Below are 17,679 nucleotides of genomic sequence, written 5' to 3'. Positions count from 1 at the left end.
ACCCACAACAGGACGGAAGCCCCGTGAAACCCCTTTACACTGCAGAGGCGCTTGCCTCCGGCGAAGGCCGCGACGGCAACGCACGCACCAACGACGGCAAACTGGACGTCACCCTCTCCAGCCCCCTGGAGCTTGGCGGGACCGGCGAAGGCACCAACCCCGAACAGCTTTTCGCTGCCGGCTATGCCGCCTGCTTCCACTCCGCGCTCCGGCTGGTGGGCCGCAAGGAACGCGCGGACCTGACCGATTCGGCAGTTGCCGCCAAGGTCCACCTCGGACAGCTGGACACCGCAGGTTTCGGGCTGGCAGCGGAACTGGAGATCGCCCTGCCGGCACTGGACCTGGCCACAGCTGAGGCGCTCGTGGCCAAAGCCCATGAAATCTGCCCCTACTCCAACGCCACCCGCGGAAACATCACCGTGGACCTCAAGATCCTGGAGTACGCCGCATGAGCGTTGCCACAATTCCCGTCACCACCCGCGAAATCCAGCTGGCTTCGCGGCCCGCGGGCCGACCGGTCCCGGAGAACTTCCGGCTTGCCGAGTCACTACTGCCGGAGCTCCAGGACGGCCAGGTCATGGTCCGCAACCTCTTTATGTCCGTCGATCCCTACATGCGCGGGCGCATGAATGACGTCAAGTCCTACTCCGCGCCCTTCGCCTTGGATAAGGCGCTCGACGGCGGCGCCGTGGGGGAGGTGATTGCCTCCCGTTCGGAGCGCCATCAGGAAGGTGACGTGGTGGTGCATGCCCTGGGCTGGCGCGAATACGCAGTGGTCGACGCTGCCGCAGCCACGCCCGCACGCACCGACCTCGCCCCCGCGTCAGCTTTCCTCGGTGCGCTGGGCATGACGGGGCTGACGGCATACGCCGGCCTGCTCAAGGTCGCAGAGTTCAAAGCCGGGGACGCCGTGTTCGTCTCGGGCGCGGCCGGCGCGGTGGGTTCACTGGTGGGCCAGATCGCCAAGGCCATGGGCGCATCCCGCGTGATTGGTTCCGCGGGCACCCCTGCCAAGGTGGCCCGGCTGCTGGAACTCGGGTTTGACGCTGCCTTCGACTACCACGACGGCCCGGTCCTGGAGCAGCTGCAAAAAGCGGCCGGTTCAGCCGGCATCGATGTCTACTTCGACAATGTGGGCGGCGAACACCTTGAGGCCGCCCTGGCCACGCTCAACGTCGGCGGCCGTGTGGCGATGTGCGGCGCCATTGCGCAGTACAACTCCACCGAGCCCACGCCTGCCCCGCACAACCTGATGCTGGCCATCGGCAAGCAGCTCACCCTCAGGGGCTTCCTGGTGGGCGGGCAGCGGCAGCACTCCGCAGAGTTCGCCGAAAGGATGGCAGGCTGGCTCGCCGACGGCACGGTCCGCTACGACGAGACCATCGTGGACGGGCTTGAGAACGCCCCGCAGGCGTTTATGGACCTGCTCGACGGCGCCAATACCGGCAAGATGCTGGTCCGCCTCTGGCGGTTGTCCGGCAGCTGAACGAGCAGGCGCCGCACCGCGAGGTGCGGCCCCCTACTCGTTGGTAACAACTTGTAAACAATCTCTTCAATCGCGCCCGGGTGTGCTACGGAGACGTGTTGCAGGCCACTAAAGTGGGTGCCATCAGTGCGCTCCGGCGCAGTGCTGCGGACCTCAGTGAAAACAGAATTTCAGTGTAGAAACGGACACTCATTGAATTCGAGCCGTAGCGCCACTCTCTTCATCCTGGAGGAAAATTGAAGAAATCACTGCGTGCACACGTCAAGCGCGGTTCAATGGCCGGCCTGGCTACCGTCAGCGCTTCGGCCCTTCTGTTGACCGCCTGCGGCGCAGCCCCCGAAGCCGGAAGCACTTCGTCCGCCGGTGCCACCGACTACACCGGCTGCATCGTCTCCGACTCGGGCGGATTCGACGACCAGTCCTTCAACCAGTCCTCCTATGAGGGCCTGAAGAAGGCGGAGGCCGATCTCGGCATCAAGGTCAACCAGGTGGAGTCCAAGACCAACAATGACTTCGAGCCCAACCTCCGCGCCATGGTCACCGCCGGCTGCGACCTGACCGTCACCGTCGGCTTCCTGCTGGGCGACGCCACCAAGGCACAGGCAACGGCCAACCCGGACAGCCACTTCGCCATCATCGACTTCGGCTACGAGACGCCCATCAACAACGTCAAGCCGATCATCTACGACACCGCCCAGGCAGCATTCCTGGCCGGCTACCTGGCCGCCGGCACCACCAAGACCGGCACGGTGGCCACCTTCGGCGGCATCAAGATTCCCACCGTCACCATCTTTATGGACGGCTACGCGGACGGCGTGAAGTACTACAACGAGCAGAAGGGCAAGGACGTCAAACTCCTTGGCTGGAACAAGGAAGCCCAGGACGGCAGCTTCACCGGCGACTTCGAGAAGCAGGACGTGGGCAAGCAGCTCACCCAGAACTTCCTGGACCAGGGCGCCGATATCGTGATGCCAGTGGCAGGCCCGGTCGGCAAGGGCGCCGGTGCCGCGCTGAAGGAAGCCAAGGCAGCAGGCAAGGACGTCAAGCTGATCTGGGTTGACTCCGACGGCTTCCTCACCGCACCGGACTATAAGGACATCATGCTGTCCTCCGTGATGAAGCAGATGGGCGAGGCCGTGGAGACCGTGGTCAAGGAGGACAAGGACGGCAAGTTCAGCAACACCCCGTACGTCGGCACCCTTGCCAACGACGGCGTCCAGCTGGCCCCGTTCCACGACCTTGATTCCCAGGTCCCCGCCGATCTGAAGTCCGAACTGGAGCAGATCAAGAAGGACATCGTGGACGGCAAGCTGAAGGTTGAATCGGCAGCAAGCCCCAAGTCCTGACCCGTGCATGGAGCGCCGCCGCCCGGCTGGTCGATGACCGGCCGGGCGGCGGTGCTTTTTGCTGCTGCCTGCCTCTTTTGGGCTACCGCCCGCTCATCCCAGGACTGCAACCACTAGGCTGGTGCTGCAGCCACATATCCCGTCCGGTCGATCACTGGACGCTTCGAGATTGGTCAGAGTTTTGAAACTTGAACTCAGAGGGATCACCAAACGCTTCGGGACTTTGCTTGCCAACGACCACATCGACGTGGTGGTTGAACCCGGACAAATCCACTGCCTGTTGGGCGAGAACGGGGCCGGAAAATCCACCCTGATGAATGTGCTCTACGGCCTGTACGAGCCGTCCGAGGGTGAAATCCTCGTCGATGACAAACCCGTTTCCTTCCGCGGCCCCGGCGACGCCATGGCGGCCGGCATCGGCATGGTGCACCAGCACTTTATGCTCGTCCCGGTGTTCACGGTTGCCGAGAATGTGGCACTCGGTGCCGAACCCACCAAAGCTGGCGGCTTCCTGAACCTGGACGAGACCCGCCGCCGGATTAAGGAGATCTCGGACCAGTACGGGTTCGACGTCGATCCGGACGCCCTAGTGGAGGACCTGCCCGTGGGCGTCCAGCAGCGCGTCGAAATCATCAAGGCGCTGGTCCGGAACGCCAAGGTCCTGATCCTGGATGAGCCCACTGCGGTGCTCACGCCCCAGGAAACCGACGAGCTGCTGGACATCATGCGCCAGCTCAAATCCGGCGGCACCTCCATCGTGTTCATCTCCCACAAGCTGCGGGAAGTGAAGGAAGTCTCGGACACCATCACGGTGATCCGGCGCGGAAAGGTGGTGGGCACGGCCGAGCCCGGCACCCCCACCGCAGAGCTCGCCTCCATGATGGTGGGCCGCCCGGTCAGCCTGAACTTGGACAAGTCGCCGGCCCAGCCGAAGGAAAAGACCTTCGAGGTCCACGACCTGACCGTCATCGCGGCGAACGGCCACCACGTAGTGGATGGCCTCAGCTTCGACATTGCCCGCGGCGAGATCCTGGCAGTGGCCGGTGTGCAGGGCAACGGCCAGACCGAACTCACCGAAGCCATCCTCGGACTGCAGGACCGCGTTTCCGGTTCCATCAGGCTGGACGGCAAGGAGCTGCTGGGCAGATCGGTCAAGGAAGTCCTGGGGGCCGGCGTCGGATTCGTTCCGGAAGACCGCAAGGTGGACGGCCTGGTGGGCACCTTCTCCGTGGCTGAGAACCTGGTCCTGGACCTGTACGACAAACCACCGTTCGCGAAGGGCATCAGCATGAGCCCGGCGAAGATCCTGGAGAACGCCAAGGCGCGCATCGGCGAGTTCGATGTCCGCACACCGTCAGCCGTGGCCGCCGCCGGAACACTTTCCGGCGGCAACCAGCAGAAAGTGGTGATGGCCCGCGAGCTTTCCCGCCCGCTGCGCCTGTTCATCGCCTCCCAGCCCACCCGCGGCGTGGATGTGGGTTCCATTGAGTTCCTGCACCGCCGGATTGTGGCCGAGCGCGACCAGGGCACGCCGGTGATGATCATCTCCACGGAGCTTGACGAGGTCATGGAACTGGCCGACCGCATCGCGGTGCTCTACAAAGGCAAGCTCGTGGGCATTGTTCCGGCCGGTACCGGACGGGACGTCCTGGGCCTGATGATGGCGGGAATCCCGCCGGAGGAACACTCCCATCCGCCAGCGCCGGGAACAGGACAGCCCTCCGCCGCAGCTGCCACGGCCTCCACTTCCGACGCCGAAGGAGGCGACCATGTCTGACAAGCATCCCCCCAAGCATGCGGCCGGCGAACCCGGCCCCGAGGCCCGGGAAACGCCGGCCGCGGAAGACCAGACGGCCGCCGTCGTCTCCGTTGACACCGCCGGCGGCGCCATGGAACCCTCAGCCGTCCCCGCCACTGCCCAAAGCGGGCAGCTGCCGGGCGGCCCGGACACTTTGCTCCGCAGGATCTTCACCGGCAGCGGTATGGTTTCGGTCCTCGCCGTACTGCTGGCGCTCATCATCGGCGGGCTCCTGATCGCCAGCACCGACAAGCAGGTGGCCACCACGTCCACGTACTTCTTCGCCCGTCCCACCGACTTCCTGGCGGCCGTCTGGAACGCCGCCACCCGCTCCTACATAGCCCTGTTCCAGGGCTCGGTCTTCAACCCGCGGGGCAACAGCATTGCCGCCCAGTTCGCGCCGTTTATGGAGACGCTTACCATCGCCACGCCGCTCATCACGGCCGGCCTCGGCGTCGCGCTGGCCTTCCGCGCGGGCCTGTTCAACATCGGCGCCCAGGGCCAGATCATCGTGGCCGGCATCCTGGCAGCCTGGGTGGGCTTCGCCCTCCACCTGCCCCTCGGCCTGCACCTGCTGCTGGTCCTGCTGGCCGGCATCATCGGCGGCGCCTTCTGGGGCGGACTTGTAGGCGTCCTCAAGGCACGGACCGGCGCCCACGAGGTCATCCTGACCATCATGTTCAACTACATCGCGCTGTACTTCCTGCGGTACCTGTTGAACACGCCGGCCTTCCAGCGGCCGGGGGAGTCCAACCCCATCTCGCCCATCCTGGACCCCAGCGCCGTGTACCCGCAGATTTTTGGCAGCCAGTACCGCCTGCACCTCGGCTTCCTCCTGGCCATCGCCGCCACCGTCCTGGTGTGGTGGCTCCTGAACCGATCCACGGTGGGCTTCGAGTTCCGGGCCGTGGGGGCCAACCCCAAGGCCGCGCAGACCGCAGGCATCAACGTCTCCCGCTCCACCATCCTGGTGATGGCCATCGCCGGCGGGCTGGCCGGCATGTCCGGCGTGGCCCAGGTGGCCGGCACCGAGAAAGTCCTCACCGACGGCGTGGCCGCCACCTACGGGTTCGACGCCATCACCGTTGCGCTCCTGGGACGTTCGACGCCGTGGGGCACCTTCGCCGCTGGCCTCCTGTTCGGCGCCTTCCGCGCCGGAGCGGTCCAGATGCAGATCCAGACCGGAACCCCCATCGACATCGTCCTGGTGGTCCAGTCCCTGATTGTGCTCTTCATCGCGGCGCCGCCGCTGGTCCGGGCCGTCTTCGGACTGAACCCGCGCCGCAAAAAGCAGGCCCGCACCGCCAAGTCCCGCAAGGCAGCAACCTCCGGAGGTGCAGCATGAGCACAACAGTTTCGTCGCCCCGGCCGGGAAAGCCGCAACCGGGCAACACGGTCCCCGACGCCGGTTCCGCCGCCGTCTCCACCAAACCCGTGACCTGGCGTACCCCTGTCCTGCTCACCGTCTTCGGACTCATCGCCCTGGTCTTCTTCGGCCTGATGGCGCCCAACCAGACCGCCAGTTTCGGGATCTCCACCAGCGAAGACTTTTTCCAGCTGCCGGCCCTGCAGGTGAACGCCTTTGCCGGCGGCATCGTCCTCGCCGTCCTCCTGCTGGGGCTTGCCGCCTATGCCGTCTACCTCAAGACCAAGAGCAGGCCGGCTCCGGGCTGGCTGACCATCACCTTCATCGTCCTGTTCGTGGCCGCGTTCCTCATCTGGGTGGTGGGCGGCGCCCGAACCCCGAACATTTCCCTGGCAGGCCTGATCGCAGGGTCCGTCACCCTCGCGGTACCGCTGGTGTTCGGTTCGCTCTCCGGTGTCCTGTGTGAGCGTGTGGGCGTGGTGAACATCGCCATCGAGGGCCAGCTCCTGGGCGGCGCCTTCACCGCCGCCATCGTGGCCAGCATGACGCAGAACCCGATCGTCGGGCTGGCGGCGGCCGCCGTGGCGGGAGCCGTGGTGTCCATGGTGCTGGCGCTTTTCAGCATCAAGTACCTCGTCAACCAGATCATCGTGGGCGTGGTGCTGAACGTCCTGGTTTCCGGCGTCACGGGATTCCTCTTCAGCACCGTCATGCAGGCCAACAAGGCCCAGTTCAATTCGCCGCCCGGGCTGGACATCATCGAGATTCCCGTCCTTTCGAGCATCCCCATCATCGGGCCCATCCTGTTCCGCCAGTCCCTGGTGGGGTACCTGATGTACATCGCGGTCCTGGTGGTCTGGATTGGCCTGTTCAAGACCCGCTGGGGCCTCCGCGTCCGGGCCGTCGGCGAGCACCCGCAGGCGGCTGACACCCTGGGCATCAATGTCAACGCCACGCGTTTTTGGAACGTCACGCTGGGCGGAGCAGTGGCCGGCATCGGCGGCTCTTTCTTCACCCTGGTGGCGATCGACAGCTTCACCAAGGAGATTTCCGGCGGACGCGGCTTTATTGCGCTGGCCGCCCTGATCTTCGGCCGGTGGAACCCGATCGGCGCCTTCTTCGCCGCACTGCTGTTCGGGTTCGCTGACAACCTGCAGAGCATCGTGACCATCATCGGAACCCCGGTCCCCAGCCAGTTCATGGCCATGCTGCCCTACCTGGTGACAGTCCTGGCCGTGGCCGGGCTGGTGGGCAAATCAAGGGGCCCGGCGGCCAGCGGCATTCCCTATGTCAAGGGTTGACCCGGTGGCCGGCTCGAAGGACCCGGACTGGCCCGCCCTGGAGGCTGCCGCCGTCGCAGCCATGCGGAACGCCTACGTCCCCTACTCGAAGTTCCCGGTGGGGGCGGCGGCGTTGACCGAAGACGGCCGGATTGTCAGCGGCTGCAATGTTGAAAATGCCAGCTACGGGCTGACCCTCTGCGCCGAGTGCGCTTTGGTGGGCAACCTGCATATGACCGGCGGCGGGCTGCTCCGGGCGTTCTACTGCGTGGACGGCAACGGCAAGGTCCTCATGCCCTGCGGGCGCTGCCGGCAGCTGCTCTACGAATTCCGGGCGCCCGGCATGGAGCTTATGACCACCCAAGGCATCAAAACCATGGACCTGGTGCTGCCCGACGCCTTTGGTCCCGAACACCTGGAGGAAACCCGGTGACAGATTCCCGCGCACAGAAGAACAACACCGCCGAAGCGTTCGACGCCGTCGACATCATCCGCGTCAAGCGGGACAAGGGCACCCTCAGCCCCGACCAGATCGACTGGACCATCGATGCCTACACCCGCGGCGTGATCGCAGACGAGCAGATGGCCGCACTGAACATGGCCATCCTGCTCAACGGCATGGACCGCAGCGAGATTGCCCGCTGGACGGCCGCGATGATCGCTTCGGGCGAGCGGATGGACTTCTCCAGCCTGCGTCGTCCCGACGGCGGCCTGAAGTACACCTCGGACAAACACTCCACCGGAGGCGTGGGGGACAAGATCACGCTGCCGCTGGCACCGCTGGTGGCCGTCTTCGGCGTCGCCGTTCCGCAGCTCTCCGGCAGGGGACTGGGCCACACCGGCGGCACCCTGGACAAGCTGGAATCCATCCCGGGCTGGCGCGCATCGCTCAGCAACGAGGAGATGCTGGCCCAGCTGCAGGACGTGGGCGCCGTCATTTGCGCGGCCGGCGCCGGGCTGGCTCCCGCGGACAAAAAGCTCTACGCACTCCGCGACGTCACCGGCACCGTGGAGGCGATTCCACTCATTGCGTCCTCGATCATGAGCAAAAAAATCGCCGAAGGAACCGGCTCGCTGGTCCTGGACGTCAAGGTGGGCAGCGGCGCCTTTATGAAGGATGAGGCCAAGGCCCGCGAACTCGCCGAGACCATGGTGGCCCTGGGCAAGGACGCCGGCGTCAACACGGTGGCCCTCCTCACGAACATGACCACCCCGCTGGGCCTCACCGCCGGCAACGCCATCGAAGTGGAGGAATCCGTGGAGGTGCTGGCCGGCGGCGGCCCGGATGACGTGGTGGAGTTGACCGTCCGGCTGGCAGAGGAAATGCTCGCGGCCGCTGGCGTCCACGACGCCGACCCCGCCGCCGCGCTCAAGGACGGCCGCGCCATGGACGTCTGGAACCGCATGATCGAGGCGCAGGGCGGCGACCCTCGGGCCAAGCTGCCGGAGGCCCGCGAATCCGAGGTGGTGTACGCCCCGGCGGACGGTGTGCTGGTGGAACTGGACGCCCTGGCTGTGGGCGTGGCCGCCTGGCGGCTGGGCGCCGGACGCGCGCGCAAGGAGGATGCCGTCCAGGCGGGAGCAGGCGTGCGGATGCATGCCAAACCCGGCGCAGTGGTCCGGGCGGGTGAGCCGCTGATGACCCTGCTGACCGATACCCCCGAGCGCTTCGCCCGGGCAAAGGAAGCGCTCGAGCAGGCAGTGGTCATCGCGCCCGAGGGATCGCGGCCGGCGCAGCGACTGATCATCGACCGAATAGCATAGGGTCCCATGCAGGCCATCAATGACTTCATCCTCGCCGCGGCCGGGCAGCCGTGGGTGCTGTTCCTGGTCCTGGCATGCTGCGTCATTGACGGTTTCTTTCCGCCCGTCCCCAGCGAATCCGTGGTGGTGGGCCTCTCGGCCGTGGCCGCCACCGCAGATGTTCCTAATCCCTGGCTCCTGATGCTGGTGGCAGCCCTAGGCGCTTTCTCGGGGGACAACATCGCGTACCTGATCGGGCGCCGGGTGGGTACGCGGCGCTGGTCATGGATGCGGGGAGCCCGTATGCAGAGCGCCTTCCGGTGGGCGGGCCGGGAACTGCGCAAGCGTCCGGCGTCGCTCATCCTGGTGGCGCGGTTCGTTCCGATCGGCCGGGTAGCGGTCAACCTCACCGCCGGCGTCACACACTATCCCCATCTTCGTTTCGTGGGCCTGACCGTGCTGTCGGCGTCCCTGTGGGCGGCCTATTCCGTGGGGATCGGACTGTTTTTCGGCCAGTGGTTTGAAGACAACCACCTCCTCGGCGCCGCTATCGCCATCGTGTGTGCCGTGGCCCTGGGCATCGTGGTGGACCTCGTTATCAACCGCGTCCGGCGCAGGCCTCCGATAGTGGAGCGGATGAAGGAACCGGAAGCGTAGTCCAAGCGTTGTTCTGGCAGGCCAGGGCGTAGCGAATTGCGTTGTGGCCATGGGACACTTAGGAACGATTTCCGCTTTGGCTGCGCCGCTTAGGCCCGTGCCATTTTGCATAGGAGCAAGACCCGCGTGGAGTTTATTAATGAGGCCGTGCTCCATGCAGCGGGCCAGTGGTGGATCTACCCCGTCCTGCTGCTGTTTTTCTTTGTGGACGGCTTCGCCATGGTGGTCCCCAGTGAGACTCTCATCGTGGCCTTGGCAGCGTTCTCCCGGCACAGTGGAGAACCCAACCTGTGGATCCTCGGCCTCACCGCCCTGGTCGGCGCCATCGCCGGGGACAACATGGCCTTTATGCTCGGACGCCGGATCGGGCTGAACCGCTGGAAGTGGATGCGCCGGCCCAAAATCCAGAAGGCTTTCGGCTGGGCACGCTACGAGCTGGACAAGCGCGGTGCGGTGCTGATTTTCACTGCCCGCTACATCCCCTGGGGGCGGGTGGCCGTCAACTACGTGGCCGGCAGCACCGGTTTCTCCCACCGCCGCTTCTTCCTGCTGGACGCCTTCGCCTGCGTCACCTGGGTGGGGTATTCCATCGGCATCGGACTGCTGGCCAGCTCCTTCCCGTGGCTCCACCACAACCCGCTGCTCAGCGCAGGCATCGCCGTGGTGTTCGCCATCGTGCTTGGTGTCCTCATCGACCACCTGCTTCGGTGGTGGCACAAGCATCTTGCCCGCAATGACGCCGAAGAGGTGGATGAGTGGCTCGACGGCGGCAGGTCCGGAGCAACCACGCTGAATCCCGGCAGCACTGACGTGCCTGCTCCCGGGGCCGGGGACGGCGATCACGCCGCCACGAAGCGGCTGGCATAGAACCCCCGCCCACCCTAAGGTGGGAACGTGACTGAGCCTATTGTTGACGCTGCCCCTGCCATCGATTTTGACCTGAAGAGCCTGCCCAAGGTGTCCCTTCACGACCACCTGGACGGGGGACTCCGTCCGGCAACCATCATCGAACTGGCCGGGGCCGTTGGCCACACCCTCCCGTCCACCGATCCGGTGGCGCTGGGCCAGTGGTTCCGGGAGTCCGCCGATTCCGGCTCCCTGGTCCGCTACCTGGAGACGTTCGACCACACCGTCGCCGTGATGCAGACCGCCGAAGGCCTGTTCCGCGTTGCCAAGGAATTCGTCGAGGACCTCGCCGACGACGGCGTGGTGTACGGCGAGGTGCGCTGGGCCCCGGAACAGCACCTGCAGAAGGGCCTCACGCTCGACGAAGCCGTGGAAGCCGTGCAGGACGGCCTGGAAGCCGGCGTTGAAGCCGTGGGGGAGACCGGACGCGAAATCCAGGTGGGCCAGCTCATCACCGCCATGCGCCATGCGGACCGCGGCCAGGAGATCGCCGAACTCGCCGTGCGCCACCGGAACAAAGGCGCGGTGGGCTTCGACATTGCCGGCGCCGAAGACGGCTTCCTGCCCTCCCGCTTCCGCGACGCCTTCACCTACCTGGCCCAGCACAACTTCCCCGCCACAGTGCACGCGGGCGAGGCAGCGGGCCTGGACAGCATACAGTCCGCCCTGGTGGACGGCCGCGCCCTGCGCCTGGGACACGGCGTCCGGATCGCCGAGGACATCATGGTGGAGTTCGACGACGATGAGGACACCGAGGACACCATCGGCCTGGTGACCTTGGGCGATCTTTCCAGCTGGGTCCGCGACCGCGGCATCGCCCTGGAAATCTGCCCGTCCTCGAACCTCCAGACCGGCGCCATCGCGGGGTTTGGCGAGGGCATCGAAAGCCACCCGCTGGACATGCTGTACCAGCTGGGCTTCAACGTCACCATCAACACGGACAACCGGTTGATGAGCGGCGTGACCCTGACCGACGAGTTCGAACTGCTGGTGGAAACCTTCGACTACGACCTCGACGACCTCCTGGAACTGACGCTGAACGCAGCCGAGGCATCCTTCCTGCCGCTGGAGGAGAAGGAAGCGCTCGTCGAGTACATCAACGACGCCTACGCCAACCTTGGCTAACGGGCAGGTGGCCGGCAGCTCCCCGATAGGGGAGCTGTTGTGGGTGCTGGCGTCCTTGCGTGAGCACTGCCCCTGGATGGGTGCCCTGACGCACGAATCCCTGGTGGAGTACCTCCTCGAGGAGGCGTACGAGGTGGCCGAAACCATCGAGGCACGCACTTCCGGCGGAGCCGCGGGGGAGGAACACTTCGACGCCGAACTGCTGGGGGAGCTGGGCGATGTCCTGCTCCAGGTGGTGCTGCATGCCCGCCTCGCCGAGGAGCGCGGCGCGTTCACGTTCGACGGCGTGGCACGCGGCCTCAGCGCCAAGATGGTGCGGCGCAACCCCCACGTGTTCCGTCCGGACGGCTCGCTGCAGGACAGCTTTCCGGCCACGGTTGAGGAGATCGTGCAGAAGTGGGATGCGGTGAAGCGGGCGGAACGGCCGGAGCGGCAGGATGCGTTTGAAGGGATCCCGCTGGCCCTGCCGGCGCTCGCGAGGGCGCAGAAGTCCATCGACCGCGCAGCACGGGCCGGCGTCGAACTGCCCGCACAGGCTCCCATCCCGGACACGGAAGAAGAGCTCGGCGAGTTGCTGCTCGCCGTCGTGCGTTCCGCACACGCCAGCGGATTCGACGCTGAGCGCGCCCTCCGCGGCGCCGTACGGAACTACCAGCAGTACGTCCCGCAGCAACACCAACAGAGTTAGCCGCACCATCATGACGTCCGGGGGCTGGATAGGTTTCCGTAACCCGGACCACTCTCGACTACGCTGGTCCCTGACGAGTACGTCGAGTTTTCAGCTGTATTTCCCCCGTTAATCGCCCATAAGGAGCAAATTCATGGCGCTTATCGATGCCATCCACGCCCGCGAAATCCTTGATTCCCGCGGCAACCCGACTGTAGAAGTTGAAGTTCTGCTCTCCGACGGCCAGATCGGCCGCGCTGCAGTTCCCTCCGGTGCTTCCACCGGTGAGCACGAGGCCGTTGAGCTCCGTGACGGCGACAAGGGCCGCTACCTCGGCAAGGGCGTCCAGAAGGCCGTTGACGCGATCATCGACCAGATCGCCCCGGCCCTGACCGGCTTCGACGCCACGGACCAGCGCAGCATCGACCAGGCCATGCTGGACCTGGACGGCACCCCGAACAAGGGAAAGCTGGGCGCCAACGCCATCCTGGGTGTTTCGCTGGCCGTTGCCAACGCCGCCGCCGCGTCCGCCGACCTGCCGCTGTACAAGTACCTGGGCGGCCCGAACGCCCACGTCCTGCCGGTCCCGCTGATGAACATCCTCAACGGCGGCTCGCACGCGGACTCGGACGTTGACATCCAGGAATTCATGATCGCCCCGATCGGTGCCGAGACCTTCTCCGAAGGCCTGCGCTGGGGCGTTGAGGTCTACCACAACCTCAAGTCCGTGCTCAAGGAAAAGGGCCTGTCCACCGGCCTCGGCGACGAAGGCGGGTTCGCCCCGAACCTGCCGTCCAACCGTGCAGCCCTGGACCTGATCCAGGAAGCCATCAAGAACGCCGGCTACACCCCGGGCAAGGACATCGCCCTGGCCCTGGACGTTGCCTCCTCGGAGTTCTTCAAGGACGGCGCCTACCAGTTCGAAGGCAAGGCGCTGTCCTCCACCGAGATGAGCGCCTACTACGCCGAGCTCGTGGCAGACTACCCGCTGGTCTCCATCGAGGACCCGCTGGACGAGAACGACTGGGAAGGCTGGAAGACCCTCACCGACTCCATCGGCGACAAGGTCCAGCTGGTGGGTGACGATCTCTTCGTCACCAACCCCGCCATCCTGCAGCGCGGCATCGACACCAAGACCGCCAACTCCCTGCTGGTCAAGGTCAACCAGATCGGTTCCCTCACCGAGACGCTGGACGCCGTCAGCCTGGCCCAGCGCGCCGGTTACACCACCATCACCTCGCACCGCTCCGGCGAAACCGAGGACACCACCATCGCCGACATCTCGGTGGCCACCAACGCCGGCCAGATCAAGACCGGCGCGCCGGCCCGCTCCGAGCGTGTTGCCAAGTACAACCAGCTGCTGCGCATCGAAGAGGAACTCGACGACGCCGCACGCTACGCGGGCCGCAGTGCCTTCCCGCGTTTCAAGGGCTAGTAGCCGCGTAAACCGATAACCGGTGGCTATGGTTGAAAGACCATAGCCACCGTTGTTGTTTCCGGCATTGTTCCAGCCCAAAAAAGTGGCGGCCCCAGGCAGGCTGCGCGTTTCAGGAGTGTCATGGCTACCCGCCGTCCCAAAGTTCCCAAGGTTGCCTCATCCCGCTCGGGCACCAACCAGGCAACGCATGAGACCGCCGACGGCGCTGACGTCATCCGCGCCGATTTCGGCTCGGGCAAGGGAAAACCGGGCGCCGCTGCAGCCGGCCATGAGGCGGCAACCGCCAGGGACAAACACCACGCACCGGCTGCGGACAAGGCCTCGCGGTCACAACCGGCAAAAGGGCACTCCGCACAAGGGTCCGACGGCGGGAAGGGGACAGGTGCCCGCGGGGCCTCCCGGACAGCCGGCAAAGACAGCGACGAGGAGCAGCAGCCCGTACCGGCCAAGGCGTTTTCCGGCAGGATGCTCGCCCTGGCCGTGGTGATGATTGCCATCACCATCATGCTCGCGCCCACGGTGAAGATCTTCTTCGACAAGCGGGCCGAAATAGCGGCCCTGAACGCCGATATCGCTGCCCGTGAGGCCGAAGGCAACAGCCTGCGCCAGCAGGTCTCCCGCTGGCAGGACCCCAACTACGTGAAACAGCAGGCACGCGACCGCATTAACATGGTTATGCCGGGCGAAACCGGCTACTGGGTCTTCGGCAGCGATCTGCCGGCCGGAGAAAGCAGTAGCCAGGCCGGTGCAGCAGCACAAGACCCCGCCGATCTGCCGTGGGTGGATTCCCTGTGGGAGTCCATCACGCGCGCGGCCACAGACTGAACCGCAACAGGAAGGACGGCCAGCGACAGTGGAACCTTACACGGCAGCCGCCCGGGACGAATCCCGCACACCATCACCGCACGATCTGGAAGTACTGAGCCGCCAATTGGGACGGCCGGTGCGTGACGTGGTGGAAATTCCTGCCCGCTGCATTTGCGGCAACCCGCTGGTGGCCGCCACCGCTCCGCGCCTGGGCAACGGAACGCCGTTCCCCACCACCTTCTACCTGACACACCCCGTCATCACCTCTGCCGTCTCCAGGCTGGAAGCGGCGGGCGTGATGAACGAGATGAATGAGCAGCTCGCCGGCGACCAGGACCTGGCCGCAGCGTACCGCTCCGCGCATGAGGCCTACCTGGCGGCCCGCGCCGCCATCGGCGAGCGGTCCGGCATCGGCGCCGTTCCCGAGATCGACGGGATCTCCGCCGGCGGGATGCCCACCCGCGTCAAATGCCTGCACGTCCTGGTGGGCCACTCGCTGGCCGCCGGCCCCGGCATCAACCCCCTCGGGGACCAGGCGATCACCGCCATCAGCGAGTGGTGGACCGCCGACAGATGCTACTGCGAAGGCGCCTGGGACACCTCCGGCGAAGCGCCCTCCAAGGACCTGAGCCGGCACGGTCCGCAGGGGCTGCCGGACATCGTGGGCCGGCCCGCGCCCGTCCGGAAGACCTCCGGCACCACCGGGGCGGCGACATGACGCGCGTCGCCGCCATCGACTGCGGCACCAACTCCATCCGCCTCCTCATCGCAGACATCCGGAGCAGCAACGGAATCACCACCCTGACTGATGTTGTCCGCGAGATGCGGGTAGTCCGGCTGGGCCAGGGAGTGGACGCCACCGGCGAACTCGCTCCGGAGGCATTGGAGCGCACGTTCGCGGCCACCGCCGATTACGCCCGGCTCATCAAGGAGCACGAAGCCGTCAAGGTACGCTTCGTGGCCACATCCGCCAGCCGTGACGCGCGGAACCGGGAGCTCTTCGTGGACGGAATCCGCAACCTGCTGGGCGTGGAACCTGAAGTCATCTCCGGTGACGAGGAAGCCGCCCTGTCCTTTGCCGGAGCCAGCAGCGTCCTGCCCATCCTGGACGGCCAGGAGGTGCTCGTGGTGGACCTCGGCGGCGGCAGCACCGAGTTCGTCCTTGGCACGGCGGCCGGAGTAACGGCCGCCAAGTCCGTTGACATCGGCTGTGTCCGCCTCACTGAACGGCACCTGCGCCAGGACCCGCCCACTGCGGAGCAGATCGCGGCCGCCCAGGCCGACGTGGACAACGCCATCGCCCGCGCCCACCAGGACGTTCCGCTGGAACGCGCCACCGCCGTCGTGGGCGTTGCCGGAAGCATTACCACCATCACCGCGCACGCCCTCCGGCTGCCCGAGTACACGCCTGACGCGATCCACGGCACCGAACTGCCCCTGGACACTGTCCGTGCCGCTGCCGGCGACCTGCTGGGCATGGACCGCGCGGACCGCGCCGCGCTGCCGTACATGCACCCGGGGCGGGTGGACGTCATCGGCGCAGGCGGACTGGTGTGGGGCCGGATCCTCGAACGGCTGCACGGGCTGACAGGTGGGCGCATCACCACGGCCACGGCCAGCGAACACGACATCCTCGACGGCATCGCCCTGAGCATCGGCTGACCGCCCATGCAAAAACACGCAACCGGGAAGACGCCACCGCTCGGACGGGCCGGCGCGGCCCTGCTGGCCCTGCTCCTGGCAGCCTGCTGCCTCGGAACAGGCCTCGTCACCGCGCCCGCCGCCCACGCGGACGAATGGCGCGACAAACAGTACTGGCTGGCTGAATCCGGAATCACCAAGGCCTGGGAGGTTTCCAAGGGCGCCGGCGTGAAGGTGGCCGTGATCGACAGCGGCGTGGACGCCAAGCACCCGGACCTCAAGGGTGCCGTGGTGGGCGGCTACGACGCCTCCGGCTCCGGACAGCCCGATGGCCAAAAAACTGTGGGCTCCAAGACCGAACACGGCACCCTCGTGGCCACCATGCTCGCAGGGCGCGGCCACCAGCCTGCCGACGCCACGGCCAGTCCGTCACCGGGACCCGCGGCGCTTCCTCCTGACGGAATCGTGGGCGTGGCCCCGGAAGCCCAGATCCTCTCCGTCTCCACGTGGCTGGGTTCAACCAACCCCTCGGGCAAAAGCGACCAGGACCAGATCCCCGAAGCAGTCCGCTGGGCAGTGGACAACGGCGCCAAGGTCATCAACATCTCCCTCGGCAGCACCACCCCGCAGTGGCCGCAGAGCTGGGATGCGGCCTTCCTCTATGCCGAGCAAAAAGACGTGGTGATTGTGGCCGCTGCCGGCAACCGGGTAGGCGGCAACATCCAGGTGGGCGCGCCTGCCACTATTCCGGGCGTCCTCACCGTCGCCGGCCTGGACCGCAAGGGAACAGCCTCCGTTGACGCGTCCTCGCAGGGCATCAGCATCGGCGTGGCAGCGCCGGCCGAGAACCTGCTGGGCGGCGTTCCCGGCGGCAGCTACGCCGAATGGCAGGGAACCTCCGGCTCCACACCCATTGTTGCCGGCGTCGCCGCTCTGATCCGGTCCAAGTGGCCGGAGATGAGTGCAAAGCAGGTCATCAACAGGATTGTGTCCACGGCCAAGGACGCCGGTGCCCCCGGCAAAGACCCGCTGTACGGGTTTGGTGTGCTGAACGCGGAAGCTGCGCTCAAGGGCAACGTTCCTGAGGCCTCGGCGAACCCGCTTGGCTCCATCGCGGAATGGATCAGGGTGCACCGCCGGGGAAACCTCGCCACCCCAACTCCGCCTCCAACCGCCGAGCTTCCCAGCGCAGTGCCCACGCTGCCCGAGGCCACCGTGCCTGCGGCAGAGCCTCCGTCCCAGCGGGACAGTGCCCTTGCCGCTGCCGTCGTGATCGGTTTTGGCCTGCTGTTCGTGGCGATCATCGCGGCGGCGGTGGCCCAGCTCAGGCGGGCGGCCAGAAGTCCCGGCGAACTGCCGGAGGAGCCTGACACGGGAGTGGTGGACCGGGTGGATTCGGGCCGGAAAACCTAGGGTTTC

17 protein-coding genes are annotated in these 17,679 nt (G+C 66.4%); all 17 read left to right on the top strand.

Translation table 11 applies throughout. The features are described 5' to 3' along the window. Nucleotides 1–23: 23 nt before the first annotated feature. The 17 genes from ARTSIC4J27_RS14635 to ARTSIC4J27_RS14555 all read left to right on the top strand — a co-directional run bounded on the left by ARTSIC4J27_RS14635 (nucleotide 24) and on the right by ARTSIC4J27_RS14555 (nucleotide 17,673). Nucleotides 24–452, top strand: a complete 429-nt coding sequence (locus ARTSIC4J27_RS14635) for an organic hydroperoxide resistance protein (protein WP_050055915.1) — start codon at nucleotides 24–26, stop codon at nucleotides 450–452. After that, complete coding sequence (locus ARTSIC4J27_RS14630; protein ID WP_050055914.1) at nucleotides 449–1,486, top strand: NADP-dependent oxidoreductase; 1,038 nt, start codon at nucleotides 449–451, stop codon at nucleotides 1,484–1,486. The genes ARTSIC4J27_RS14635 and ARTSIC4J27_RS14630 overlap by 4 nt, the downstream gene beginning before the upstream one ends. Before the next feature lie 236 nt (nucleotides 1,487–1,722). Then, nucleotides 1,723–2,832 (top strand): BMP family lipoprotein, encoded by a 1,110-nt coding sequence (locus ARTSIC4J27_RS14625; RefSeq protein WP_456107069.1) that lies wholly within the window; start codon nucleotides 1,723–1,725, stop codon nucleotides 2,830–2,832. A gap of 181 nt (nucleotides 2,833–3,013) precedes the next feature. Then, nucleotides 3,014–4,609 carry an ABC transporter ATP-binding protein gene (locus ARTSIC4J27_RS14620; RefSeq protein ID WP_050055912.1) on the top strand — a complete coding sequence of 532 codons (1,596 nt, stop codon included), beginning with the start codon at nucleotides 3,014–3,016 and terminating at the stop codon, nucleotides 4,607–4,609. Further along, nucleotides 4,602–5,975, top strand: coding sequence for an ABC transporter permease (locus ARTSIC4J27_RS14615; protein WP_050055911.1), 1,374 nt, complete (start codon nucleotides 4,602–4,604; stop codon nucleotides 5,973–5,975). Before ARTSIC4J27_RS14620 ends, ARTSIC4J27_RS14615 begins: the two co-directional genes overlap by 8 nt. Next, a complete protein-coding gene (locus tag ARTSIC4J27_RS14610; RefSeq protein ID WP_050055910.1) occupies nucleotides 5,972–7,297 on the top strand; it encodes an ABC transporter permease in 1,326 nt (441 codons plus the stop codon). Before ARTSIC4J27_RS14615 ends, ARTSIC4J27_RS14610 begins: the two co-directional genes overlap by 4 nt. Further along, entirely contained in the window at nucleotides 7,284–7,709 is a 426-nt protein-coding gene (locus ARTSIC4J27_RS14605) for a cytidine deaminase (protein ID WP_050055909.1), read from the top strand. The genes ARTSIC4J27_RS14610 and ARTSIC4J27_RS14605 overlap by 14 nt, the downstream gene beginning before the upstream one ends. Further along, complete coding sequence (locus tag ARTSIC4J27_RS14600) at nucleotides 7,706–9,040, top strand: thymidine phosphorylase (protein ID WP_050055908.1); 1,335 nt, start codon at nucleotides 7,706–7,708, stop codon at nucleotides 9,038–9,040. The genes ARTSIC4J27_RS14605 and ARTSIC4J27_RS14600 overlap by 4 nt, the downstream gene beginning before the upstream one ends. 6 nt (nucleotides 9,041–9,046) lie before the next feature. Then, nucleotides 9,047–9,676, top strand: coding sequence for a DedA family protein (locus ARTSIC4J27_RS14595; RefSeq protein ID WP_050055907.1), 630 nt, complete (start codon nucleotides 9,047–9,049; stop codon nucleotides 9,674–9,676). A gap of 126 nt (nucleotides 9,677–9,802) precedes the next feature. Next, nucleotides 9,803–10,543, top strand: coding sequence for a DedA family protein (locus tag ARTSIC4J27_RS14590; RefSeq protein ID WP_050055906.1), 741 nt, complete (start codon nucleotides 9,803–9,805; stop codon nucleotides 10,541–10,543). Between the two features lie 27 nt (nucleotides 10,544–10,570). Next, complete coding sequence (locus tag ARTSIC4J27_RS14585) at nucleotides 10,571–11,707, top strand: adenosine deaminase (protein ID WP_050055905.1); 1,137 nt, start codon at nucleotides 10,571–10,573, stop codon at nucleotides 11,705–11,707. Nucleotides 11,708–11,783: 76 nt separating this feature from the next. Beyond that, nucleotides 11,784–12,395 (top strand): MazG nucleotide pyrophosphohydrolase domain-containing protein, encoded by a 612-nt coding sequence (locus ARTSIC4J27_RS14580; protein ID WP_050055904.1) that lies wholly within the window; start codon nucleotides 11,784–11,786, stop codon nucleotides 12,393–12,395. Nucleotides 12,396–12,528: 133 nt separating this feature from the next. After that, nucleotides 12,529–13,809 carry a phosphopyruvate hydratase gene (gene eno, locus ARTSIC4J27_RS14575; RefSeq protein WP_050055903.1) on the top strand — a complete coding sequence of 427 codons (1,281 nt, stop codon included), beginning with the start codon at nucleotides 12,529–12,531 and terminating at the stop codon, nucleotides 13,807–13,809. A gap of 123 nt (nucleotides 13,810–13,932) precedes the next feature. After that, complete coding sequence (locus tag ARTSIC4J27_RS14570; RefSeq protein ID WP_050055902.1) at nucleotides 13,933–14,637, top strand: FtsB family cell division protein; 705 nt, start codon at nucleotides 13,933–13,935, stop codon at nucleotides 14,635–14,637. Nucleotides 14,638–14,665: 28 nt separating this feature from the next. Beyond that, on the top strand, nucleotides 14,666–15,337 hold the full coding sequence (locus ARTSIC4J27_RS14565) for a DUF501 domain-containing protein (protein ID WP_050055901.1): 672 nt from the start codon (nucleotides 14,666–14,668) through the stop codon (nucleotides 15,335–15,337). Further along, complete coding sequence (locus ARTSIC4J27_RS14560; protein ID WP_050055900.1) at nucleotides 15,334–16,281, top strand: Ppx/GppA phosphatase family protein; 948 nt, start codon at nucleotides 15,334–15,336, stop codon at nucleotides 16,279–16,281. The genes ARTSIC4J27_RS14565 and ARTSIC4J27_RS14560 overlap by 4 nt, the downstream gene beginning before the upstream one ends. A gap of 6 nt (nucleotides 16,282–16,287) precedes the next feature. Then, a complete protein-coding gene (locus tag ARTSIC4J27_RS14555; protein ID WP_050055899.1) occupies nucleotides 16,288–17,673 on the top strand; it encodes a S8 family serine peptidase in 1,386 nt (461 codons plus the stop codon). Nucleotides 17,674–17,679: the final 6 nt, after the last annotated feature.

It is taken from the genome of Pseudarthrobacter siccitolerans (genome assembly GCF_001046895.1).
GTDB classification, from domain to species: Bacteria; Actinomycetota; Actinomycetes; order Actinomycetales; family Micrococcaceae; genus Arthrobacter; species Arthrobacter siccitolerans.
This window is presented reverse-complemented; position numbering and strand designations above follow the sequence as displayed.